The 22,418-nt window shown below is 68.8% G+C and carries 19 protein-coding genes and 3 pseudogenes; 15 read left to right on the top strand and 7 right to left on the bottom strand.

Features of this window, described 5'->3' with window-relative positions:
* Window position 1: 1 nt before the first annotated feature.
* From Q8A52_RS36395 to Q8A52_RS36385, 3 genes are read right to left on the bottom strand one after another with little or no spacing between them, the layout of a single operon-like run.
* A complete protein-coding gene (locus tag Q8A52_RS36395; protein WP_316759463.1) occupies window positions 2-613 on the bottom strand; it encodes a nucleotide exchange factor GrpE in 612 nt (203 codons plus the stop codon).
* 8 nt (window positions 614-621) lie between these two features.
* Window positions 622-2,529: a molecular chaperone DnaK gene (dnaK, locus tag Q8A52_RS36390; protein ID WP_316759461.1), complete on the bottom strand. Its 1,908-nt coding sequence runs from the start codon at window positions 2,527-2,529 to the stop codon at window positions 622-624.
* Between the two features lie 52 nt (window positions 2,530-2,581).
* On the bottom strand, window positions 2,582-2,893 hold the full coding sequence (locus Q8A52_RS36385) for a hypothetical protein (RefSeq protein ID WP_316759459.1): 312 nt from the start codon (window positions 2,891-2,893) through the stop codon (window positions 2,582-2,584).
* A 320-nt stretch (window positions 2,894-3,213) separates the two neighbouring features.
* On the opposite strand from Q8A52_RS36385, the gene Q8A52_RS36380 reads away from it, so the two are divergent.
* Window positions 3,214-4,995 (top strand): PucR family transcriptional regulator, encoded by a 1,782-nt coding sequence (locus Q8A52_RS36380; protein WP_316759456.1) that lies wholly within the window; start codon window positions 3,214-3,216, stop codon window positions 4,993-4,995.
* Between the two features lie 208 nt (window positions 4,996-5,203).
* On the opposite strand, the gene Q8A52_RS36375 is transcribed toward Q8A52_RS36380, so the two are convergent.
* Together Q8A52_RS36375 and Q8A52_RS36370 are read right to left on the bottom strand one after the other, a co-directional pair.
* A complete protein-coding gene (locus Q8A52_RS36375; protein ID WP_316759455.1) occupies window positions 5,204-5,428 on the bottom strand; it encodes a hypothetical protein in 225 nt (74 codons plus the stop codon).
* A 275-nt stretch (window positions 5,429-5,703) separates the two neighbouring features.
* Window positions 5,704-6,036: a helix-turn-helix transcriptional regulator gene (locus Q8A52_RS36370; protein ID WP_316759453.1), complete on the bottom strand. Its 333-nt coding sequence runs from the start codon at window positions 6,034-6,036 to the stop codon at window positions 5,704-5,706.
* Window positions 6,037-6,048: 12 nt separating this feature from the next.
* Between Q8A52_RS36370 and Q8A52_RS36365 the strand changes: the two genes are divergently transcribed.
* From Q8A52_RS36365 to Q8A52_RS36355, 3 genes are all read left to right on the top strand, one after another.
* A complete protein-coding gene (locus tag Q8A52_RS36365) occupies window positions 6,049-6,981 on the top strand; it encodes an ANTAR domain-containing protein (RefSeq protein WP_316759452.1) in 933 nt (310 codons plus the stop codon).
* Between the two features lie 205 nt (window positions 6,982-7,186).
* Window positions 7,187-7,543, top strand: coding sequence for a PRC-barrel domain-containing protein (locus Q8A52_RS36360; RefSeq protein WP_316759451.1), 357 nt, complete (start codon window positions 7,187-7,189; stop codon window positions 7,541-7,543).
* A 112-nt stretch (window positions 7,544-7,655) separates the two neighbouring features.
* Window positions 7,656-7,826, top strand: coding sequence for a hypothetical protein (locus Q8A52_RS36355; RefSeq protein ID WP_316759450.1), 171 nt, complete (start codon window positions 7,656-7,658; stop codon window positions 7,824-7,826).
* Window positions 7,827-7,944: 118 nt separating this feature from the next.
* Here the strand turns inward: Q8A52_RS36355 and Q8A52_RS36350 are convergent, their stop codons facing one another.
* Complete coding sequence (locus tag Q8A52_RS36350; protein WP_316759448.1) at window positions 7,945-8,163, bottom strand: CBS domain-containing protein; 219 nt, start codon at window positions 8,161-8,163, stop codon at window positions 7,945-7,947.
* A 283-nt stretch (window positions 8,164-8,446) separates the two neighbouring features.
* Here Q8A52_RS36350 and Q8A52_RS36340 point away from each other — a divergent pair, with 283 nt between their 5' ends.
* Together Q8A52_RS36340 and Q8A52_RS36335 are read left to right on the top strand one after the other, a co-directional pair.
* A complete protein-coding gene (locus Q8A52_RS36340) occupies window positions 8,447-9,139 on the top strand; it encodes a lysophospholipid acyltransferase family protein (protein ID WP_316759446.1) in 693 nt (230 codons plus the stop codon).
* 440 nt (window positions 9,140-9,579) lie between these two features.
* Complete coding sequence (locus Q8A52_RS36335) at window positions 9,580-9,786, top strand: hypothetical protein (protein ID WP_316759444.1); 207 nt, start codon at window positions 9,580-9,582, stop codon at window positions 9,784-9,786.
* 252 nt (window positions 9,787-10,038) lie between these two features.
* Here Q8A52_RS36335 and Q8A52_RS36330 read toward each other — a convergent pair whose 3' ends face one another.
* On the bottom strand, window positions 10,039-10,458 hold the full coding sequence (locus Q8A52_RS36330; protein ID WP_316759442.1) for a CBS domain-containing protein: 420 nt from the start codon (window positions 10,456-10,458) through the stop codon (window positions 10,039-10,041).
* A 397-nt stretch (window positions 10,459-10,855) separates the two neighbouring features.
* On the opposite strand from Q8A52_RS36330, the pseudogene Q8A52_RS36325 reads away from it, so the two are divergent.
* The 9 genes and pseudogenes from Q8A52_RS36325 to Q8A52_RS36285 all read left to right on the top strand — a co-directional run bounded on the left by Q8A52_RS36325 (window position 10,856) and on the right by Q8A52_RS36285 (window position 20,567).
* Window positions 10,856-11,242: pseudogene (locus Q8A52_RS36325) on the top strand (GntR family transcriptional regulator).
* Window positions 11,239-12,142, top strand: a pseudogene (locus Q8A52_RS36320) (ATP-binding cassette domain-containing protein). Before Q8A52_RS36325 ends, Q8A52_RS36320 begins: the two co-directional pseudogenes overlap by 4 nt.
* Window positions 12,139-13,080, top strand: coding sequence for a DUF2339 domain-containing protein (locus Q8A52_RS36315; RefSeq protein WP_316759441.1), 942 nt, complete (start codon window positions 12,139-12,141; stop codon window positions 13,078-13,080). Before Q8A52_RS36320 ends, Q8A52_RS36315 begins: the two are co-directional and overlap by 4 nt.
* Window positions 13,081-14,056: 976 nt before the next feature.
* Window positions 14,057-15,271 carry a hypothetical protein gene (locus tag Q8A52_RS36310; protein ID WP_316759440.1) on the top strand — a complete coding sequence of 405 codons (1,215 nt, stop codon included), beginning with the start codon at window positions 14,057-14,059 and terminating at the stop codon, window positions 15,269-15,271.
* 495 nt (window positions 15,272-15,766) lie between these two features.
* Window positions 15,767-16,795 carry a hypothetical protein gene (locus Q8A52_RS36305; protein ID WP_316759439.1) on the top strand — a complete coding sequence of 343 codons (1,029 nt, stop codon included), beginning with the start codon at window positions 15,767-15,769 and terminating at the stop codon, window positions 16,793-16,795.
* 529 nt (window positions 16,796-17,324) lie between these two features.
* Window positions 17,325-18,419, top strand: coding sequence for a S53 family peptidase (locus Q8A52_RS36300; protein ID WP_316759437.1), 1,095 nt, complete (start codon window positions 17,325-17,327; stop codon window positions 18,417-18,419).
* A 686-nt stretch (window positions 18,420-19,105) separates the two neighbouring features.
* Window positions 19,106-19,487, top strand: a pseudogene (locus tag Q8A52_RS36295) (IS5/IS1182 family transposase); the annotation flags it as partial.
* 64 nt (window positions 19,488-19,551) lie between these two features.
* Complete coding sequence (locus Q8A52_RS36290; RefSeq protein ID WP_316759435.1) at window positions 19,552-19,893, top strand: hypothetical protein; 342 nt, start codon at window positions 19,552-19,554, stop codon at window positions 19,891-19,893.
* 224 nt (window positions 19,894-20,117) lie between these two features.
* The gene (locus Q8A52_RS36285) at window positions 20,118-20,567 is read left to right on the top strand and encodes a cupin domain-containing protein (protein WP_316759431.1); all 450 of its coding nucleotides are present in this window, start codon (window positions 20,118-20,120) and stop codon (window positions 20,565-20,567) included.
* Window positions 20,568-22,418 lie beyond the last annotated feature (1,851 nt).

Below are 22,418 nucleotides of genomic sequence, written 5' to 3'. Positions count from 1 at the left end.
GTCACTCCCGCTTCGCGACCGTCACGGTGGCAGGCCTGAGCTGCCGTTCGCCGTCCCCGTAGCCGGGGCGCAGCACCTCGACGACGGTGCCCGGTGGGGCGTCGGGGTCCTGGACGACGCCGACCACCTCGTGCCGGGCCGGGTCGAAGGCGACGCCGGTCTCCGCGTGCCGCGGGTAGCCGAGCAGCTCGAGGACGTTCACCGCCTGGTCGCGGACCGCCCGGACGCCCTCCACGATCGCACCCGGATCGGCGCCGGCATGGGTCAGGGCGAGCTCGAGGTTGTCGAGGACGGGCAGGAAGGCGGCCGCCGTGCGGGAACGCTCGACCGTCCGCTCCCGCTCCAGTTCCCTGGCGTGGCGCTTGCGAAGGTTGTCGAGGTCGGCGAGCGCGCGCCGCCAGCGGTCCTCCAGTTCCTGGATCGCGGTCGTGTACTCGTCCTCGGCAGGCGTGGGGCCGGCGGCGTCGGGTCCCGGTTCGTCGTTCGCCGCTCCCGGCCGGGGCGGCGGGCCAGGTTTCGGCAAATCCCCACGAGGAGGGCGTACGGCGCCTTCCGGGACCGGTTCGACCGGCTCCGACGCGGCCCGGTCGGGTTCCTGGGGGCGGCTGGGCATGGCGCGCCTCAGTCCTTGTCGAACTCGGCATCGATGACGTCGTCGTCACCGCCACCGCCGCCCGGGCCACCGGTCGCGCCGCCCCCGGTGGTGTCCTGGCCGGGACCGCCTGTGGTAGCGGCGCCCTGATGGGCCGCCAGCCCGGCGAGCACCTGCTGGAGTTCGGAGGTCAGGGGCCGCACGCGCTCGACACCCGCCTCTTCCTTGACCGCCGCCCGGGCGTCGGACACGAGCATCTCGGCGCGTGCCTTCTCGTGCGCGGGCGCTGCGTCGCCCAGTTCGGCGAGGTGCTTCTCGACCTGGTAGGCGACGGCGTCGAGCTCGTTGCGGGCGTCGACGGCCTCGCGGAGTGCCTGGTCCTGGCCCCGGTTGTGCTCGGCCTCCTGGACCATGCGTTCGACCTCACTGCGGTCCAGGTTGGAGCTCTCGCTGATGGTGATGCCCTGTTCCTTGCCGGTGTCCCGGTCACGTGCCTTGACGTTGAGGATGCCGTTGGCGTCGATGTCGAAGGTGACCTCGATCTGCGGTTCGCCCCGCGGAGCCGGGCGGATGTCGGTGAGCTGGAACCGGCCGAGCACCCGGTTGTCGGCGGCCCGTTCGCGCTCGCCCTGGAGGACGACGATGTCGACGGCGGGCTGGTTGTCCTCGGCGGTGGAGAAGGTTTCGGTGCGACGGACGGGGATGGTGGTGTTCCGCTCGATGATCTTCGTCATCACGCCACCGCGTGTCTCGACACCCAGCGACAGGGGTGTGACGTCGAGCAGCAGAACGTCCTTGACCTCGCCCTTGAGCACCCCGGCCTGGATCGCGGCGCCCAGGGCGACGACCTCATCGGGGTTGACGCTCATGTTGGGTTCCTTGCCGCCGGTCAGCCGACGCACGAGGGTCTGGACCGCCGGGATACGTGTGGAACCGCCGACGAGGATGACCTCGTCGATGTCGCTCTCGCCGACCTTGGCGTCGGCCATGGCCTGCTGGACCGGTCCCAGGCACCGCTCCACCAGGTCGCTGGTGATCTGCTCGAACGTGGACCGCATGATCGAGTCGGTGAGATGCTTGGGGCCCGAGGCGTCGGCGGTGATGAACGGCAGGCTCACCTGCGTCTGCGTCACCGAACTGAGCTCGGTCTTGGCCTTCTCCGCCGCCTCGAACAGGCGTTGCAGCGCCTGCGGGTCCTTGCGCAGGTCGATGCCGTTCTCCTTCTGGAAGTCGTCCGCGAGGTAATCCACCAGACGCCGGTCGAAGTCGTCGCCGCCCAGGTGGCTGTCGCCGGCGGTGGAGCGCACCTCCACCACGCCGTCGCCGACGTCGAGGATGCTCACGTCGAAGGTGCCGCCGCCCAGGTCGAAGACGAGGACGGTCTCGTGCTGCTTCTTGTCCATGCCGTACGCGAGGGCCGCCGCGGTCGGCTCGTTGATGATCCGCAGCACCTCCAGTCCCGCGATCCGTCCGGCGTCCTTGGTGGCGGTGCGCTGAGCGTCATTGAAGTAGGCGGGCACCGTGATGACCGCCTCCGTGACCCGCTCCCCCAGCTGCTTGGAAGCGTCGTCGGCGAGTTTCCGCAGCACCTGGGCGCTGATCTCCTCAGGCGCGTACAGCTTGTCGCGCACCTTGAAGCGGGCCGCCCCGCCGTCGCCCTCGACGACGTCGTACGCCACCGCCCTGGCCTCGTCGGAGATCTCGTCGAAGTGCCGGCCGATGAACCGCTTGGCCGAGTAGATGGTGCCCTTCGGGTTGAGGATCGCCTGGCGCCGGGCCAGCTGGCCCACCAGGCGCTCGCCAGTATCGGTGAAGGCCACAACGGACGGTGTCGTGCGGTTGCCCTCGCTGTTGGGCACGACGGACGGCTCGCCGCCCTCCCACACGGCGATCACCGAGTTGGTGGTGCCCAGGTCGATGCCCACTGCCTTCGCCATGAGGAACTCCTCCCGGTCCGGCGCCTGCGCCGACTTTCCGGATCATGTTCGTTCAGGTACGGATGGAACCTCCGCCGGTGGTCTGCAGCCCGCCGATCAGCCGTACAGCCTCGTCGGCGACCGCCCCGTCCACCACGACCTCGTACCGGCTCGGCTGCATCGAGCGGAGCGAGGCGAAATCCCGGCGACCGCCCTGCAGGGCCTGCAGGGCCTGCAGGGCCTGCAGGGCCTGCAGGGCCTGCAGGGCCTGCAGGGCCTGCAGGGCCTGCAGCAGCATGCCGAACAGCGCGCCGCCGATCACTCCGAAGATCAGCCCGTACAGGGTGAGGAGCCGGGCGGAGACGACGGGGTCGAGCCAGTTCACAAGGCCGAACCGCCAGCCGATCGGGACACCGGAGAGCGCACCGCTCGTCCGCGGCCCTGCCGTAGTCCACCCGGCCGATCACCTGCTCGGTCATCGCTCAGCCCTTTTCCTGCCGGCGCGCGCAGAGGGTTTCGAACACTCCCCAGGGTGGCGAGCCGAGTGGCTCCACGCCTGCGCCTGGCGAGTCAGAAATGCACGGGTCCGGTCCCCCCACGAGTACGAAAGGAACCATCCGAACATCTCGGAGAAGCCGACCCGTGAGCGGGTACCCGAAACACCGCTCGCCTCCCTTGTAGGGTTGGAGAGAACGGAGTGATCCCATGGTCAGCAGCCGGGCGCACAACCCGTACAGCCGACGCTCCGACCGGGAGGGCAGCCTTCCGCGGGGCAGCGCCGGGCCGCCCCCCAGGGCCGCACGGAAAGAGCCTCGCCCACCCGCTCCAACCCCAGCCGACCATGCCCCCCACGAACTGATGGCGCTCTCCCGCGCCCTGTTCGACACCCCGGATGAAGGCGAGATCCTGCGCTTGGCCATGGGCCACGTAGCCGCCGCAGGGCCATACAGCGCCGAGGCCGGATACCTCAAGGTGGACGGCAACCTGGTCCCCAGCCCGAGGAACGGGGAGATTCATGCCCCGGACGTGGACTGCAGGATACGGGAGCTGGCCGGGCAAGACGGCCCTGTGACCGTACCCGGCCGGCCCTGGGGCCGAGCCCTGGGGCTACGCGGACATGAGAGGCTCCACGGCTACCTCGTGGTGACGTCCCGCTCCCTGCCCACCGAGGCCGAGTACTCCCTGCTCGTCACGCTCGTCCGGCACACCGCCGCTGCCCTGTCAGTCGCCTTCGCACACCGCCGCCAACGCGAGGACGCGCTGGAACTGCACCGGCTGAGGCAGGAACGCACAGCCCTCCAGCGGCAGCTGATCTCGGTCGCGGCTGAGCTGGGGTACCAGCGGGCCGTTCACGCGCTCATGGCCGACGTCGCTGCCTCGGGCGGCGGCGAGGAAGCCGTCACCCGCGCACTGCACGGGCTCACTGGACTCTCCGCACTGGTCGAGGACCGCTTCGGTCGGCTGAGGTCCTGGACCGGGCCCAGCCGCCCCGACCCCTATCCGGAACCGGATCCCGTGCGCCAGGACGAAATGCTGCACGCCGTCGCCCGAGAGGTCGGGCCGGTGCGGATAAAGGACCGGCTGATCACCCTGGTCCGCCCGCACGGCGAGATCCTGGGCGTGCTGGCCCTGGTCGATGCCCGGAACGAGGCCGACGAGCACACCGTGCTAGCCCTGGAACACGCCGCCACGTCACTCGCCCTGGAACTGGCGCACCTGCGCGATCTGGCCGAAGTGGAGCTGAGGCTGCACCGCGAGCTGGCCGACGACCTCCTGGCAGGGGCGGACGAGGCGAGCGCCTATGCCCGGTCCGAGGCAGTCGGACACGACCTGCACCGCAGTCACTACGTCGTCGTGGTGCAGCGGTCGGACCGGACTGCGGACGATTCCTTCGCGCAGACCGTGGGCCGGGCGGCCTCTGGCGTGGGCATGCGCTCGCTGATGACCCGACGTTCCGACCACGTCGTCCTTATCGCCGACGACAGGCCGCACGCCCGCGCGCTGTACGAGGCGCTCGCCCGGGAGACCAGGACACGGTCCGCCACGATCGGGGTGAGCGCCCGTTGCGACTCCCTGAACGACATCCCCCACCGCTACCAGGAGGCGCAGCGCGCCCTGGAAGTGCGCCGCCACTCCCGCGAGCGCTACGGCACGACGTTCTTCGACGAGCTCGGCCTCTACCGCATCCTGGGACCTGGCAACGATTACCGGGAACTGGAGACGTTCGTCCACGAGTGGCTCGGGCAGCTCATCGACTACGACTCCCGGCACCACGCGACCATGGTGGAGACCCTGTCCCGGTACTTCGACTGCGGCGGCAACTACGACGAGACCGCCGAATCCCTCGCGATCCACCGCAGCACGCTGCGCTACCGGCTCCAGCGCATCCGCGACATCAGCGGCAACGACCTCGCGAACGTCGAGGACCGGCTCAACCTCCAGGTGGCGACCCGAGTGTGGAAGATCGTGATGGGCGGACACAGTTGAGGCGTCCACGCACCGCGGGGCGGGCTCCGCTGTCCCCATCACCGCCGGGAGCAGGATGCGCTCCGCGCCCTGGAACTCGAAGCCTCGCCTGGCAGCAACTACCGATCACCACCGACAGCGGCATGAACATTGTCCTCCGGCCCTACGGAACAGGGCACCGTTCGTTGATGCCCGTGATGGTGATCGCTTTACCAGGATGCGGCTACCCTCACTCGTTCTCGGACGGCTCCTCACCCTCGGCCGTGGCAACCTCGGTTTCCTCGGCACTCGCTTCACTCGCTTCGTCTGGGGGCGCTGCGCCCTCAGCCGCAGCCGCCTCGAACTCTGCGCTCTCGCCAGTCGCAGCCTCTGCCTCCTCGGCCTCGGCCGCAGGCTCTTCGCTCGCAGGTGGAGTCGGCTCGGGTTCCTGGGGTGCCTGTTCGGTGTCGCTCATGCGTTCACCTCCTCCCCGTACCGCACAGTTAGGGGGTCCTGCCCGAACCCGCCACCAACGACGAGAATCTGCGCCCGCGCCGTACCCAGGCCGACAGATCGGACAATCCCGGTCGGCGGTGACAGCAAGGGCCCAGAGCAGCGGCACATCAAACTCGGCGCCCAGCGGCTTCGTGGCGCTTCCTGCCCTAAGGCTCGGCATGACGCGTGGACGCATTCCCGTCACCGGCCGGGTGCCTGGCGCGTACGGCAGCTCCGTCGCAACGGATCAGGCTGTCATCGGGTTCTCTTGGCCTGGTCGGCGTGCTCAGTGTCGTGCTGGACCAGGAGGGAGAGCAGATCCGAAACGGTCAGGGCCGCTTCGGCCGGGTGGCGCAGGGGGTTTCCCGGCTGGATGCGGTAGGCGTTGGACCGTCCCTCACGCCGGTGGGTGAGGTAACCGGCCGTCTCCAGGTCAGAAATGATCTTCTGGACGGCGCGTTCGGTGAGGCGGCAGTGTGCGGCGATGTCGCGGACGCGGGTGCGCTGGTTGCTCGCGATGGCGGCGAGCACCCGGGCGTGGTTGGTGAGGAACGTCCACCCCGTGTGTGGCTCGGGTACTTCTCCCATACAGCCAGGGTAGTGCCGAACCGTTCAGGTATCCAAAAGACCGAAACAGATTTCCTGTATTCCTTGACAGGCCACGGCTGGCGGGCACAACCTGGATGCGGAAGGAAGTGGACGCCAACGGAAGAGGCGGCCATGCGGGAGCAGAGGCTTCCCGGCCAGCAGGCCGGGGAGGCGGAGATCATGAGCAGATCACCGATCAGTCACGACGCGGCGCAAGCAGCCCCGCGGGCTCTCCTGATCGGGGTCTCGTCCCGCGGCGGGCGCCTGCTCGTGACGATCCGCGGCGAACTCGACATCAGCACGGAGAAGACTGTGCAGACCGTGCTGCGGGCGGCCGTCGGGCAGAGCAGGTACGGGATCGATCTCGACCTGAGCGGCACAGCGTTCTGTGACGCGTGCGGACTGAACTGTTTTCTCACTGCCCGGCGCCGCGCGCTGGCGGCCGGCAAGACCGTGACCATCCGGGCCGCCAGCCCCCTGGTGCAGCGTCTGCTGAGCGTGACGGGCACGTGGCCCCTGTTCACGCTTCAGCGCTGTTCGGCAGGCCTGTCCAGCTGCGGCCCCGAAGCGAGCGCAGAACGTCAGGAGGATGCCCTGAGCGAGGACGAGAACCTGCGCACCGAGGTCGTCCAACTGCGCCGGGCGATGCAGACGCGCCCCGTCATCGATCAGGCCACAGGGATCCTGATGGCCACGTTCAGCCTCACCGCCGAAGATGCCTGGCAGGTGCTGGTCACCATCTCCCAGAACACCAACACCAAACTCGTCCACGTCGCGGAGAAACTGCTCACCACGGTTCAGGGCAAGCCGCTCCCCGAGGAAGACCAGCAGTACGTGGCCGCAGCCGTCGCCGCCCTCCGCGCCGCAGATACGCCCTCCGGTCCCCCGCAACCAGAACACCCCGTGCCCGAGGAAGAGGCCGGCGGCCGCGGGACGCCACCGTGAAACGGCCCCGCGGCGACCATCCGATCGCCGGGGCCATGCCGGGCCGGGGGTCCCGCCAGAGCCGCTCGGCCCTTGGCGGGCCGGAAGAGACCAGGTCAAGTGCCCAGCTGACCTTCGGTCAGAGTAACGTGGAGGGGTGGCAGACCCCCCGCAGCCACTCCCCTACCTGCGGTGCTGCGGGAGGCGTGAGCCGCAAGGAGCCAGGATGATCCATTCAGCCGATATCCGCGAGTGGCGCAACCGGGACGTGATCGATCCCAAGGGCCGCAAGATCGGAGCCCTGGAAGCGGTCTACGTGGACACGACCACCGACGCGCCGACCATGGCCACCGTCCGTACCGGACTTCCGACCCGGCACCGACTCGTCTTCGTGCCCCTCGACGAGGCAACCCTTGGCCCCGGATACGTGAAGGTCGCGCACTCGAGAGGACTGGTCAAGAAGGCGCCGTCCATGGGCATGGACGACGTCCTGCCGGTCGAGCGGGAAGAAGAGGTCTTCAAACACTACGAAAGCCCTTACGAGCCGGGAGCCGGACGCGGGCGTCGCCTCGCACGCCGCTGAGCAGCGTCCGTCGCCAGAGTGTCGAAGCGCGACCCATCGCTGGTCACCGCGCGGGCGCATCGCCCGCAGCACAGGCCCAAGGATGTGCTCACCACCCAAGGACGTGCTCACCATGGCGCTTTTCCTGTTCCTGATCCTCGTGGCCGTCGTCCTGGGACTCATCGGCACGGTGGCCGAGGGACTGACCTACCTCCTGATCATCGGCATCGTGGTCTTCGTGGCGGACCTGGCCCTGTTCGGCAGACGCTGGTCCCGGCGCTCCCACCGACACCTCCTCCGGTGATGCCACCGCACAGCATCCGGGCGGCACGGCCCGCCGCTGCGGTGCGCGCGAAAAGAGCCGAGGGCGCCGTGACACCGCCCCTTCGGCCTTTCCCGTCTCTCACCTCTTCCTGAGCGCGTTACGTGTTCGGCCCGGCCGCGCTGATGTCGTCAAGCTCCGATCCCCGGTCGCGCTCGACCGCCAGGTCGCCGAGCGAGATGACGCCGACCGGCTCGTCACCCTCGACAACCGGGAGACGGCGAACGGAGTGCTCCCGCAGCAACGCGACAGTTCGGTCGAGGTCCTCGTCCGGGGCGGCGGTGACCAGCTCCTCGCTGCACAGATTCGGCGCGGCCATCGGCGTCTTGCTGAACCACTACACCACAATGCTCGCCCGGCGCATCCGTGCCGACCTGCGCGCGCGTCAGGTCCCCTGGCCGGCGTCGCCCAGGCAGGAGCCGACACCCAGCAGGAGTCGACACCCACGGGTGCCCACTCCCGATCCCCAGCCATCCGGTGCACGGACTCGATCAGCGCTGTCACACGGAACAACCGATGCGCTCGCGCGAGCGCGAGTGTGCCCGGCCCCGCTGTGACTGACCTCGCGAGGAACGGGCCCGATCGGCAGTTGGGAGCCGCCCATGTTCTATTACGTGCTCAAGTACATCCTTCTGGGGCCGTTGCTTCGGCTGCTGTTCCGGCCGCGGGCCGAGGGGCTCGAGCGTGTTCCGGCCAGCGGCGCAGCGATCGTTGCCAGCAATCACCTGTCCTTCGCGGACCCCCTCCTCATGCCCGCGGTCCTGAAACGGCGCATCACGTTCCTGGCCAAGGCGGAGTACTTCACGGCGCCGGGTATCACGGGCCGACTGACCGCGCTCGTTCTCCGCGCTGCCGACCAGATTTCGATCGACAGATCAGGCAGGGCCGCAGGGCAGGCGGCCATCCGGGAGGGGCTGGGGGTACTGGCGCAGGGAGAGCTGCTCGCGATCTATCCGGAGGGCACCCGTTCCCCCGACGGCCGACTGTACAAGGGCAAGGTCGGGGTGGCAGTGATGGCGCTGGCCGCGCAGGTTCCGGTGATTCCGTGCGCGATGGTGGGGACCTTCGAGATCCGGCCCCCAGGGCGTGTCCTGCCCAGGATCCGGCCGGCCGCGATCCATTTCGGGGAACCGCTGGACTTCTCGCGCTTTACGGGGATGGCGGACCACAAGGCGGTGCTGCGGGCCGTCACCGACGAGATCATGTACGCGATCTTTCGGCTTTCCGGCCAGGAGTACGTGGACCGGTACGCGGCCGACGTGAAGGCCGAACAAGCCAAGGGCCGGCGGGGCTGAGGTTGCGCCGCCCTTTGGCTGCGATCCGGTGCTGGACGGCCGTCGGTTACGAACGAGCACCACGGTCACCCTGTCGGCCACCCTGCGGGCCGCCCTTCGCCGTGCTGTGACACTCGGATACGTGCCGTGGATCTGCTGTAACGATTCGTCCGGGCACCCGCAGGGTCTCGACGAGCGCAGCGGGACGCCGCCGTGACCCGGCCCGGCCAGTGCAGGCTGTGTGGGCCTCTGCAGTTCACGTGTACGCCGGCACCCGGCCCCAGCACGACGCGACCGGGACGCTCCGGCGCCGACGATGACCGCTGACGCGCCTCGAGGACGAGCCCGGCCGGGTCGCCGACGCCGCATCAGCCTTCACCGCATCCACACACACCACGGTTGACGCGCCCCGCGGGCTGGGCACCCGGTCAGCACTGGTGTCGAGGAAAGGACGCTACGTTGTGATCGTCGTAGCGGTCTTGGTACTGCCCGTGCTGAGCCTGCTGTTGCTGGTGATGTCCCGTGTCGAGGACTGGCTGAACACGGGCTCCCGCGTCCCGCGGCACGCGCACGCCCGCCGCCATCTGAAGCTGACCTTCCGCGGGGCCTCCGACTCGCGCGGTCGGTCGGCGGCCGGGCCGTCTCCGCAGCGAACACGGGCCGCCTGAGCGTCTGGTGCGGCCGCCGGCCCCAGCCCGACCGGCAGTCGGCAGCATCTCGCGGGCGGGGACGGAATCGTGCAGGAAGCCGGTCGGTGCGCCGGACCTCCCGGTGTGGTCGTCCGCGCCCATCGTGACAGCCTCGCCTGCGCCAGGTCACCGGCCTTGACCGGCGGGCGCGACCGCTGCGCGCGAAAGGACCGAAGGCCCGGTGGCACCCGCACCTTCGGCCTTCCCAGGTTCGCCTCTTTCCTGAGCGCGTTACGTGTTCGGCCCGGCCGCGCTGATGTCGCCGAGCGCCGATCCCCGGTCGCGCTCGACCGCCAGGTCGCCGAGCGAGATGACGCCGACCGGCTCGTCACCTTCGACGACCGGGAGACGGCGAACGGAGTGCTCCCGCATCAACGCGATGGCGCGGTCGAGGTCCTCGTCCGGGGCGATGGTGACCAGTTCCTCGCTGCACACGTCGGCCACGGTCATCTGCTCAGGATCCATTCCCTGCGCGAGGCCGCGCACCACCAGGTCCCGGTCGCTCACCAGCCCGCGCAGGTGGTCCTCTTCCGTGACCAGGACGATGCCGATGTTCTGGTCACGCATCAGCCGCGCCACATCGGTGACCAGTGCTCCGGTCTCCACGGACGCCGGCGTGCCGGTCATGATGTCGCGGACATGCTGCACCATGTCGTGCCCCCTTTCCACAGGTGTCGCGATGCAGTCCACCGCTGTCGGTCCGCCGAGTACCCCGCGGGCGGAACGCGCACGCCGCGACGCAGCCGCGTCGCTCACCGGGGCGGGCTCGTTGTGCTTGCGATACGACGTGCGTGTGCGTCGGCGGCCTCGAGTCCGTTTGTCTCCCCGGCGGCGTCCCATGCGGTGTCCCCGCCGGAAAGCAGCCGGTTGACACAGCCCTGGAGCCCTGGCTCAGACACCAGCCGCAAGATAGCGATCAGGGCTTCGTGACCTTGGTCTGCTTCGGCTGACGGGGGACGGTCTCGGCCTTGTTGGAATGCCCACTGGCTTGACGTGGACCCGACGCCCCACCATGCTTTCACTACTTGATTAGTGAAAGATGGTTATGATGATCGAATACCGGATCGACCGGGGACCGGCGCAGCCACCTACCTGCAGATCGTCCAGCAGGCGAGGCGGGGCATTGCGGCTGGGCTTGCTCGAACCGGGCGACCGGCTGCCCACCGCCCACGAGATTGTCGAGGCACCTGCCATCAACCCGAACACCGCGCTCAAGGCCTCTCGCGAGCTGGAGCGCGAGGGCCCGGTGGAGGCACGACGCGGCCTCGGCACATTTGTGCAGAAGTCGCTGGGGGCGGCAGCGACTCAGTCGCCGCTCGCCGATGAGCCGGCCGACTGGATGAAGCGAGCCCGCACGGCGGGGCTCGCTCGCGAGGACGTCGCCGCACTGTTCAGCTCCGCGCTGGAGCAGGAGTTCACCAAGGGAGAGCAATGAGCAACGAACCAGCTGCGCTTGAGGCGCGCGGGCTCGTGATGCGCTGCGGCCGCCGCCATCCGGTCCTGCGGGACTGCTCCTTCCGGCTGCCCGCCGGTCGGATATGCGCACTGGGCGGCCCGAGCGGCACCGGCAAGTCCACGCTGCCGGCACTGGTAGCTGGAATGCTCCGCCCGGCGCAGGGGAGGCTGCGGGTGCTCGGTGCCGGCCCGGCCGAGTCCCGGCCGCGGATCGGCTACGTGGCGCAGACTCGTCCCCTGGATCCGCAGCTCACCGTGGCGGCCCCGCTCCGGCTGGGCGCCGAGCTCAACCCGGGGCGCTGGGACCAAGAGGCCGCGGAACGCGCCGCGTACGGCGCCGGTCTGGATCCGAAGGCCAGAATCCGCACCCTCTCCGGGGGCCAGCGCACCCGAGTCGCCCTCGCGCCGGCCTTCGGCAAACGCACCGAACTGCTGCCGGACAAACCGGTGGCGGACCTGGATCACCGTCCCTCGCCACCAGCTGGTGGGCGCCCTGCTGGCCGTCGCCGTCGAGCACGGCACCAGCATCCTCATGTCCTCCCATGTCCTTGCCGAACTGCAGGGCGCCTGCGACTACCTCCTGCTGCTCGGTCGCGGGCAGATCAGGCTCGCCGGGGAGAGCGAGGACGTACCGACGGCGCACGCCCGCCTCACCAGCACCTCGCGCGACTTCGCGCCGGCCACCGCCGTGGAGTCCGGCGCGACCGGCCGCGGCCACACCGCGCTGGTGCGCCCGCAGGGTCCAGTCGACGCAGCCTCGTGGCTGGTCGAGCAGCCCTCCGTGCGGGAGCTGATCCTGGCCCATCTGCACAACCCCGGCGCTCCCGCCCTGTTCACCCGGAGCGCCTCGCCCGCACCGAGCCAGGAGGCTGTCGCATGACCACTCTCTCGCACTCCCCGCGCCGCGGCCTGACCTGGGCGGTGCTGCGGCTGCACCGGGTGCCGCTGTGGGTCTGGGCGGTGATGGTCATCGCCGGGGCCGGCGGGCTGATCCGGCTCTATGAGCTGGGGCAGGAGACTGCTCCGTACAGCGGGGCCTGTGACGGCACGGGGATGCTGCAGTGCGCCACAGAGATGCGCTATGGGAGTTCCGAACTCTACTCCGCCCAGCTCCTCGCCTGGCTGCCGTGCTTCCTCGCCGCTTGCGCAGGCGCTGCGCTGATCGGCCGGGAACTGGAACACGGTACCGTCACCTTGGCGTGGGCCCAGTCCGTGTCTCCAGTCCGCTGGCTCGCCGCGAAGCTGGCTGTCCCGGCGGTGGCACTCCTCGGTGGTACGGCGGCGCTGACCCTGATGTTCCGGTGGGTATGGGTGTCCGGTCCCGACGGCGGGATCAACCGGTGGAACAGCGAATACTTCCATGCCGCAGGATCAGTGGGCCCGGCGTACGTTCTGCTCGGACTGGCGCTCGGTGCGCCGGCGGCGTTCCTCACGCGACGCACCCTCCCTGCGATGGGCTTGGCCGTGGTCGGCATCGGGTCGGCATACCACCTGGGCGACGCGGTCCGGTCCTCTCTCTGGCCGGCGAGCGAGGTGCGAGGCCCGTGGGACGCCACCCTCAACCATGTCGATCAGCTCGAGCTCGGGATGATAATGAAGTCCGGGGAGCACGTCAGCGGTCTCGACTGCACCAACCAGGCCGTACCCGGCGACCTTGGTACGTGCCTGTCGGATCACGGGGCAGTCGACTTCTACGCGAAGATCCACCCGACCTCGCACTACTGGCCCATCCAACTGGTCGAGACGGGCATCGTCCTGGCCCTGGCTGCCGCCGCGCTGGCCGCCGCGTTCTGGGTGCTGCGCCGCAGGCTTCCTTGACCGCCTGCTCTGGGCGCAGACTTCCATGACCGTCTGTGCCCAGAGCCTGTCTCAACCCGGTGGACCCAGTCCGCGATGCGTGGGCACCATCCCGTCCGGCCATTTCGGCAGTGCTCGGTCGGCGTCGCTGAGGCAGGAAGCGGGCTGCACCTCCCAAGCGCTCTGCGCAGCCCGGCAGTTGGGGAGGTCGGTCCAGATCAGCCCAACCAGACACCCCGATGCTCGGAACGGGCCGTCTGACGACGTGAAAGCTACCCACCGGATACCTTGCGGCTGGTGTCCGAGCCAGGACTCCGGAGCCGGCACGGGCCGACCAACTGGGCAGCGCTGTCGCGTGACGGCCGACAGTGGGGACGGGGGCGGACACGGCACGTGCGCCTCATGTCTGAGTGGAAGATACTCAGCGACGACGTACGCCCCAAAGTGACCGAATGCGGCCTGCCTTGGATCATGAGAACCCCGGCAGCCGAAGCCGAGCAGGCCGCGAGGTTGCTCCTCCACGAGGACCGACGGAACCCCTGGAGAATGCCTGCGGACTCAAACGAAACCGCCTCAATCATCGCCATGAGGCGCTTCCTGCGCGACCTCCACATGCTCTGCACGACAGCCGAAAATCCGGGCTCCTGCTACCTGTCGCCACACGCACGCCCTTGTGGAGGTAGTGGTCGACAGGCAAGTTCGGCTTCACCACCGATCCTTCGTTCCAGGCCGGCCGCCTCACCGCCACCGTCTTGCCGGTGACCTCCCACCAAGTGCGGCAGGGCCTGGCGGCCACCACAGTCGCGGGACGCTGGGCCGGGTCGGCCTCCGCGGACGGCATGACACCTCGTAGAACCTCACCGGGGGGAGCGACCGCAGCACGCTGCCGGCGGAGCGGCGTCGACCTGTCGTGCCGCCGCATCGATCCTCAACTCCGTGTTCCTGCTTGTATGTTCGAAGCGATCATTGAGCGACATCGCGGAGCACGAGGAGACGCATGGACACGGCCACTGTCACGGCACGTCTGGGCGCAGCTGGTATCGCCGATGTCAGAACGCGAGACCGTGTCTGCGACGAGGTGGCCGCGGAATGCCTGGCGACCGGTACTCCACCTGCGTTCGAGGTACGCTCCGACGATCTGCGTTTCGACCCCTATTTCATGTGCGCCGACCGATACTGGCGCCAACGGTTTCTGGAACGACCCAGTGCTCAGACGGCGATTGAGTGCGCCGCATGGATATCGGACCACGTGACGGTTGAGAAGTGGGGGGAGGTTGCGGAGCAGTGGGCCCTCGGCAACGGGTTCATCAACCGCGGGAACCTGGAGTCCGCAGAAGAGTTGGCAAATGCGCTGGGAGAGGCAAGCACCAGAGCCGATGCGGAGCACATCGCCTACTTCCTCACCCTCTTCCACGCGGGCAAGCTGCGAGGAAACTTCTGCTTCGACGAACTGCACGCCTTCCTCGCATCTGTGCCCTCGCCCGTGACAGCCGGCTCCTTTCGACAGGAACCAGCCTTCATCGCGCTCCAGTCGTTCGCCGCGTTCGGCAGCCGGACACTGACCATTGCCTACGCGACCGCGCTGCTGAAACAGGCCTGGTCCGCCCCCAACCGGACTCGCAACACCGTGGACGTCTGCCTCAACGGGCTCATGTTCGCCCCACCCTTCGACGGTCAGGGAGAACTACTGCGCACGCACGCGGAGGAGGCAGTGCAAGCGCATCCCGACAACCACACCTTCCACTACCGGCTGGCCGCCGGACTGCACCTGTGCGGACGGCATGACGAGGCGCTGGACAGCATCGATACCGCCCTCGCCCTGCTCGCGGCAAGCCCCACCGCCAGCCTCAACGTCCTGCAGAACCAGTACCTGACCAAACGAGACGCGATCCAGGAAGGGCGCCTACGAGCCCGCCGGCATGAAGAGCAGCAGCGTCGCTGGGACCAACAGGCAGAAGCCAACGCACAGTTGGAGCGCTCGCTGCACACCTCTTCGGTCCGCGCCGTCGAAGTCGTCGCAGTATTCACGGCCGCGATCGCCTTTGCCGTCGGATCTCTCCAGATCACGTTGACCGGCAAACTTTCCCTGACCGACCGCTTGTGGCTCCTGGCCGCGCAGGGCGCGGGTCTGGCGATCTTCGCCCTGTTGATAGTTGGCGGAACGTGGCTGATCACCCGAAGCCACCACCAGGTGGACCGTGGGAGCGAGTGACAGCGGCCTTGCGCGCCGTGTCCGGGCCTTCCGAGGTCCCTCGACACCACCCGACACCGACCGACCATGACCACTCACCGTCGCGCGTGCACCGCGCACGCCCCCACCACGGCGCGCTACACGCGTTGACCACGTGGGACAACTCCCCCACCACTCCTCCACCCGACGGTCCGGCCCCCACAACGCCGGCCACCGGGCCGACAGCGACTCTCAATGAGGAAGCACGGCCGAAGCGAGCAACGACGTCGGCTGCGGCGATGGCGGCGGCCCCCCGACTCCCCATACGTGGTCCAGGGCGGAAGGCTGTGGACCACACCGGTCATCGGCCCCGGCCGTTCGGGGGACGCACGGGCCGCCTACAGCGCGGCTCCGCCCCGCCGACCGCCCACGGGGGCATCCCTTGTTCCACGCGTGGGCGCCTACGCCGCCCTCACCCAAGCGCGACAGCACGGCAGGGCCGCCGGCCCTGCCGTGCCACAGAGACAGAGGAGCTGAATGCGCATGCGAGCGGCCCGGGCAATGTGGCGTCGGCGGGTGCCGGCGGCGACGGTGATGATGATGATGGCGGGGGCAGGCTGCCTGGTCGGGGCGGGCCCGGCCGGGGCCGCCCAGGACACCGTGGTGCACTGCCGCACCCAGAACCTGCAGGACGCAATCGACGCGGCCCCCTCAGGGGCAACCCTGCGGGTGGCGGGAACCTGCGTAGGCAACTTCACCATCAGCAAGGACCTGACCATGACGGGACTGAAAGACGCGGTCCTGGACGGCAACCAGGCTGACTCCACCGTGACGGTCACAACAGCCGTCCAGGTACGGCTGGACAAGCTGACCATCACCAACGGCAACGGCTTCCTCGGCGGCGGCATCGACAACGGCGGCGGCGAGGTGGCGCTGACCGACTCCACGGTACGCAACAGCAGCGCCGGCTACTTCGGCGGTGGCATCTACAACGGTACCGGCGGCACGGTGACGCTGGACCACTCCACGGTGACCAACAATACCGCCGGCGTCGGCGGCGGCATCTACAACCTCACTGGTGGCACGGTGACGCTGAGGAGTTCCGCGGTGCGTGACAACGACGGCGACAACGACGGTGGCGGTGTTGAGAACGAGGGCACGGTGACACTGTACGACTCCACAGTGAGCAGCAACGCTGCCAATTTCGGCGGCGGCATCCGCAGCACCGGCGGCGGCAGATTGAAGCTGGTCCGTTCCACACTGGAGCGCAACATCGCCTCGGGCACCGGCGGCGGCATCGACAACAGCGGCACGCTCACGCTGGACCACTCCAAGGTGCGCAACAACACTGCCAACATCTGGGGCGGCGGCATCTACAACAACACCGGGACGACAACGCTGAAGAGCTCCACGGTGGAGCGCAACAGCGCGAACGGCGGTCCGGGCAGTGGCGGCGGTATCTACAACACCGGCGGCGGCACGGTGACGCTGGACCACTCCACAGTACGCAAGAACCACCCGGACAACTGCGCCGGACCAGACCCCGTCCCCGGCTGCACCGGCTGACCTCTCCACGCCCGCCGGCGGGCCCGGCCAGAACACCGCACTGCACCAGCAGCCCGCCAGGGCCCGAGAGCCGCAGGCGCATTGCTACCTGACTGTCCGTCAAACCTCAGTGTCTGTCGCCCCGAACCGGGGATCGCAGTAGTCGACCCCCCGCACGAGCTACCGCGAGTAGGCCGGAAAGGTGAGGGCGCTGCTGCATCCGACGCGTCCACTCGTGGCGGACAGAGCTGCCCGCCATCCGCGATGCGGATGATGTCGCCCACATCGGCCGGGCGGCCCGTGCGGGGAAACCGAACCGGGCGCCATGGCCGACGCCTGAACGCATCAACCCGCGTATTCAAAGCGATGAAGGAGCGTCATGCGGCCTGTGCACATTGTGCGGTTGCTCCTGGGAGCAGTGCTCCTGGTCCTGAGCCTGGCAGCCGTTCCCGAGGGTGCCCAGGCCCGCATCCCGGACCACCAAGGCCGACAGCCACAGGCCCCCGGACCGACAGGCGATCGCGGACGAAGGGAGCCGAACTACAAGCGCGTGTGCGCACCCTCACCCGGTCCCGATCAGGCCTCCTGTCTGGCCCTGCTACGCACCGACATGCCCCCGCTGCACTACGCGAAGGACGAAAGCCAGATCCCCGGCTACCACCCCAAAGACATCCAAAGCGCCTACGACCTGCCCCGCCACGGCGGCGACGGACGCACCGTCGCCATCGTCAACGCCTTCGACAACCCCAACGCCGAAAGCGACCTGGCGCTCTACCGCCGCACCTTCCACCTGCCACCATGCACCACCGCCAACGGCTGCTTCCGCAAAATCAACCAGAACGGCGGCACCACACCACCCCCACCATCCCCACCCACCTTCCCCAACTGGGCGCTGGAGACCTCCTTGGACCTCGACGCCGTGAGTGCAGCCTGCCCCGAATGCAAACTCCTGCTCGTCGAAGCCAACAACAACCTCATTGCCTCCAGCCTGCTCCCGGCGGTCGACCAAGCCGTGGCGCAGGGAGCGAAATTCGTCTCCATGAGCTGGGCCGCCCCAGAGCAACCCGCCGAGACGACCATCGGCGACGCCCACTTCCCCCCGGGCATCGCCTTCGTAGCCGCCAGCGGCGACAGCGGCTACCCCGACCAGTTCTGGCCCGCCGCCTCCCGCTACGTCACGGCCGCCGGAGGCACCACCCTGCACCGGATCCCGACACAGCACGGCCACCGCTGGTCCGAGACCGCGTGGTCCGAAGGCGGCTCGGCCTGTTCCCTCTACGAGCCCAAACCGTCGTTCCAGCACGACCCGGGCTGCCCACGCCGCACCACCGTCGACATCTCCGCGGACAGCGACCCCAACACCGGGCTGGCGATCTACGACTCATTCTTCACGGGCGGATGGGGGGTGGGAGGCGGCACCAGCGAGTCCAGCCCGCTGATCGCCGCCATGTACGCCATCGCCGGCACACCCGGCCCCACCGACCGGCCCAACTCCTACCCCTACGTCCGCCCCCGGGCGTTCTACGACGTGGTCTCGGGATTCAACGGAAGCTGCGCCCCCGCCTACCTCTGCGTCGCCCGCCCCGGCTACGACGGCCCCACCGGCCTCGGCGCCCCCCGCGGCGTCCAAGGCCTGCGCCCCTGACACCCCCAAGACTTCGTCGGTAGCCGGGGGCGTTCAGCGTCGCCTGGCCGTGTGCCAGATCCGCCGGGATGTGGCGATGGGGTCGTCGATGTCGAATGGCGTGGTGTTCCAGACCCTGGTCTGCCTGCGTGATGTCGTGGCGGGGCCGGGCCGGATCTCCCGTGGCGACGCATGTATCCCAGTGAGGCGGCCGCGGTGATACATACCGCAGGCAGGTGGTGCAGTACGACGACTGCGTTTGCCTGTTTCAGTCGAGTTTCGGTCGTCCCGAGGCCGGGTGCAATCTCTGCGAGGGTGCAGGGCTTGCTACGCAACACCCCCATTACGTCGCTGGCGGAGAAGATGCAGGCGGCAAGCAGGATCCCTGAAGCGGTGCAGGCAGAGCGCAGGCAAGCAGCTGTGAGACAGACGGCGGCAATGATTACGGACGTGACGATGGCCTGCGCGGCCCAGTGCGCAGGTTCGTGGGGAGGGAGCAGCACGGCCCGCATGTGAGCGACTGGTGGTTCCGTCCGTGGCTGTCGCGGTGAATACCTGCTTCTGCCAAGGGAGCCATGTGCCGACGATCCAGGCCACCGTGCGGAGCAGGGCTATGACTGCCCGTAGAGATCTCGTCTTGGTCGGGGCGAGTCGCATGTCTCCGCTGCGGCGTAGTGCGGTGGCAGCAAAGACGGCGGCCGCGGTGGGACTGGTCACGGTGTGCGATCGACTCTGTCAGTGTCCGGGCGGTCAAAGGGGGCCCTTGAACCGGCCCGAATCCGACCGATCGCGGCAAGCTCGGGTCGAAGATCCATGATCCGCTCCCGCGACGGGCCAAGGCGCCGCCGCCCGGCCAAACTGCACGCGGACAAGGGCTACGACTTCGACCACCTGCGCAACTGGCTGCGACGCCGGCAGATCGTGCCGCGTATCGCCCGCCGAGGCGTCGAAACGTCCAGTCGCCTCGGCAACCGCTGGGTCGTCAAGCGAACATTGCCCTGGCTGAACGGCTGCCGCCGGCTACATCGCCGCTACGCGCGCAAGGCCGAGCACTTCCTGGCCTTCGTCGGCTTGGGCAGTGCCCTGATCCGCTACCGACGCTTGCCCCGATCAGGACATTCTTGGAGTCCTCAAGGAATGGCCAGGGAGCGGGATGCACGTCGGCGGTGCAGGGATGAGCGTGACATGGGCGGCGACGGCACTGGAATCGGGACGGTTCTCTGCAGTCGAGAGATGTTCGGACGTCAGGGAACTAGCGGATCACTTCAAGGAACTGCGCTCCCGTGGCCAGGGGTACCTTGAAGTCCGGCTGCCAGGCAGTGAGTTTCCCCTGCTGGCGAACGCCGTCGTCGAGGTCCCCCTCATGGATGACCTGGCTGCGTTCAGTGGCGACTTCGTGTTGAATGTCGATCGCGCATGGGCCCTTGTGCACAACTTCATCCAGATGGGGGCGCCTGGCGAACTGGGTTGTAACCCCGGCACGATCGCCAATTGAGCCACGCGCTCAGCGGACGCCGCCACCCAACGCATTAGGCCCGTGTTCCCCGCCTTGAACGGCTGGGAACACAACGGACATGCTCTCGGCCGAACCCGACGAACCACCCGGTGGCCACGTCTCGCGCCGGACGGCCCGCGTTCACTGCGGGCATGCTTGGTGCAGTCGCGTCAGGTTGTCGAACTGACGAATAAGAAAGCAGCTCAGGAGAAGGGAAACACCCAGTGACCAGCCACCATCCGCCCGAGACGGCTCGACTGCTCGATATGACGGCACACCCGGAAGGCGGCTGGTACAAGGAGACCTGGCGCAGTGAGACCATCGTTCACCCGGAGAACTACCCCGGCAGTCGGCCCATCTGCACGGCCATCTACTTCCTGTTGCCTCCCGACGAGGAGTCCCGCTGGCACGTGGTGCGCTCGCCGGAGCTGTGGCTGTGGCACCGCGGAGGTCCGCTGCATCTCCGGTTGGGAGGCACAGGGGAGAAGCCGAACGAGCATCCTTCGACCGTGATCCTGGGCCCTGACATCGCGAATGGCCAGCACCCGCAGGTTCTGGTCCCGGCGGGGTGCTGGCAGGCCGCCAGCCCAGCGAGTGACGAAGAGGTGCTGGTGAGCTGTGTGGTCTCGCCAGGCTTCCAATTCGAAGACTTCCGCCTGCTGCCCAATGACTAGCATTCCGGTGCCCGACGCCGTCACCGCGGCTGGCCGTGCCCTCTGGTGTGACTGAGAAGCAGTCGCTGTCGGCACCCCGCCCGCGCTGTCGGCTATGGCGCCCGGCGGGCTGCATTGCCCGGGAGAGGCGAAGACCGTCGCTGTGGTGGAGCTGTTCATAGGACCCCGTTAGGGCTTGTCTTGATCATGGCGCCGTGGGAGTACTGCTGGGCAGTCAATGACGGTATTGGGCCGCGGTAGGCCAGAGTGCGTGGAACCATCTCGGCATGCGCCTGATAGCTGACGGAGCCACGCCGATCTCGCGGTCGGTGCTGGTGGAGGACCTCGAGGCCGACAACGGCTACGCCTTCGAGTTGGCGCGCCCGCTCTTGCTCACCGCTGGTGATCGAATCGGGTTCGAGGGCGGCAGGCTCGTCGTTGTGAAGCCCTGCGGAGAGCGGCTGACACCGGCTGGCAGCTGGTCCACTCGTTGCGGACTCAGAGCTGGACGTCGTCGGTAGAAGACGCTCAAGCTGTTCCGCATGGTTGGCCTCGAACGTCGGCCGACGTGATCACCCGGATGGGAATTCGCCGGACGAGAAGGTGGCCTGCGGCTGATCCTGTGCTCCGACCAAGGCGCACTCGACCAGCAGCCGTGGGGATGAGTCTGCTGCAAAGCGAGCCGATCAAGGGCATCCCTTGTGTGCGGGTAGTCCTTGGCCTGCGTGCACCAGAAGGCGTGATGGGCAGTCCCTCTGGGCCGCCTGCGTGGCACTCTGCTGAGCACTTGTCCTGGCTTCAACGCGGCCTCGAGGTCCGGCAGTCCGGTACCGGTCGTGACGCTGGGCCGAGTCCCGCTCAGCCGGGGTCCAGGGCCGCCCCCGTCTCCCCCTCCACGCGCAGGAGCCCCGTGCTGCCGGTGCGGAAACTCGGCGTAGACGCGCTCGCCCGCCGTGGTGAGGCTCGTGCGCACCGTCTGGCTCATGCCGGGGACCCGGTGGCCATCCACCCGCAGCCGGTGGGCCCGGCCCTCACCGGTGTGCGCCGTCTGCAGCCATCCCGCGTTGCCCTGCGCGTACAGCCAGTTGTCCGCCACGGCGAAGGCCCCGTCCCGATCGGCCGGGCGGCGCGGCAGCCCGTGCACCTCGGGCCGGTCGGGATCCCCGAAAGGCCGCATCCGGCGGACCAGGAAGCCGCTCCGGTGGCCGAGCCACACCGTCTCCCCGAACTCGGCGACCTCCAGGAAACACCCATGGAAGCCCCAGCGGTACCGGGCCGTGTCGAGCTTCTCACCGGTCACCGGAGACAGCCGGTGCAGCCGGCTGCTCCTGTCGGTGAGCGCGAAGACCAGCCCAGGTCCGCCGCCCTCGGTGGGCCGGGGGCTACCAGGGTCGCCACCCCGAGGCAGCGGCGCCACAGCCGGTTCCCGGTCAGCAGGTCGAAGGCAGTCATCCGGTGGCAGCCGGTCCTCTCCTGGTCGAAGTGGGCGACCACGAGAGTCCGGCTGTCGCTGATGAGACCGGTGAACTCGTCGTAGCAGTGGTGTGCAAGGCGGTGCCGGACTCCCCCTCCAGCACGGCCAGCCGCGCCGAGCGGCGGAAGGACCTGCTCACCGACAGCGCCAGAAGGAACCCACCCGCCGCAGTGAGCGTCGGCGGGGACCACCCCATCGTCCCGGGTCAGCGGCACTCCTCGCTTCTTTGATCACGACCTGGGCAGCCCAGCCCGTGAAAGCGCGAGGTTCAGCGTCCCGTGTCATGGCGGCAGTCACGAACGTCTTATTTGTGGCCGAACGCCCACTGCCTGGCCGATCGCAGCTGATGTACAAGTGAAGGCCGTGCAACATCCGGTCGGCCCGTGCCTGGGGAGGGC

This window comes from Streptomyces herbicida (assembly GCF_032656585.1).
Lineage (GTDB): Bacteria > Actinomycetota > Actinomycetes > Streptomycetales > Streptomycetaceae > Streptomyces > Streptomyces herbicida.
The sequence above is the reverse complement of the archived record's forward strand: the minus strand, read 5'-3'. Positions and strand labels throughout refer to the sequence as shown.

Bases quoted from the DNA above. Each gene is read 5' to 3' on its own strand.
- Q8A52_RS36350 (WP_316759448.1), bottom strand. From the start codon at position 8,163: ATGGCCGCGCCGAATCTGTGCAGCGAGGAGCTGGTCACCGCCGCCCCG.
- Q8A52_RS36395 (WP_316759463.1), bottom strand. From the start codon at position 613: ATGCCCAGCCGCCCCCAGGAACCCGACCGGGCCGCGTCGGAGCCGGTC.
- Q8A52_RS36305 (WP_316759439.1), top strand. From the start codon at position 15,767: ATGCGCATGCGAGCGGCCCGGGCAATGTGGCGTCGGCGGGTGCCGGCG.
- Q8A52_RS36375 (WP_316759455.1), bottom strand. From the start codon at position 5,428: ATGAGCGACACCGAACAGGCACCCCAGGAACCCGAGCCGACTCCACCT.
- Q8A52_RS36360 (WP_316759451.1), top strand. From the start codon at position 7,187: ATGATCCATTCAGCCGATATCCGCGAGTGGCGCAACCGGGACGTGATC.
- Q8A52_RS36290 (WP_316759435.1), top strand. From the start codon at position 19,552: ATGCACGTCGGCGGTGCAGGGATGAGCGTGACATGGGCGGCGACGGCA.
- dnaK (WP_316759461.1), bottom strand. From the start codon at position 2,529: ATGGCGAAGGCAGTGGGCATCGACCTGGGCACCACCAACTCGGTGATC.
- Q8A52_RS36315 (WP_316759441.1), top strand. From the start codon at position 12,139: ATGACCACTCTCTCGCACTCCCCGCGCCGCGGCCTGACCTGGGCGGTG.
- Q8A52_RS36370 (WP_316759453.1), bottom strand. From the start codon at position 6,036: ATGGGAGAAGTACCCGAGCCACACACGGGGTGGACGTTCCTCACCAAC.
- Q8A52_RS36330 (WP_316759442.1), bottom strand. From the start codon at position 10,458: ATGGTGCAGCATGTCCGCGACATCATGACCGGCACGCCGGCGTCCGTG.
- Q8A52_RS36310 (WP_316759440.1), top strand. From the start codon at position 14,057: ATGGACACGGCCACTGTCACGGCACGTCTGGGCGCAGCTGGTATCGCC.
- Q8A52_RS36340 (WP_316759446.1), top strand. From the start codon at position 8,447: ATGTTCTATTACGTGCTCAAGTACATCCTTCTGGGGCCGTTGCTTCGG.
- Q8A52_RS36355 (WP_316759450.1), top strand. From the start codon at position 7,656: ATGGCGCTTTTCCTGTTCCTGATCCTCGTGGCCGTCGTCCTGGGACTC.
- Q8A52_RS36380 (WP_316759456.1), top strand. From the start codon at position 3,214: ATGGTCAGCAGCCGGGCGCACAACCCGTACAGCCGACGCTCCGACCGG.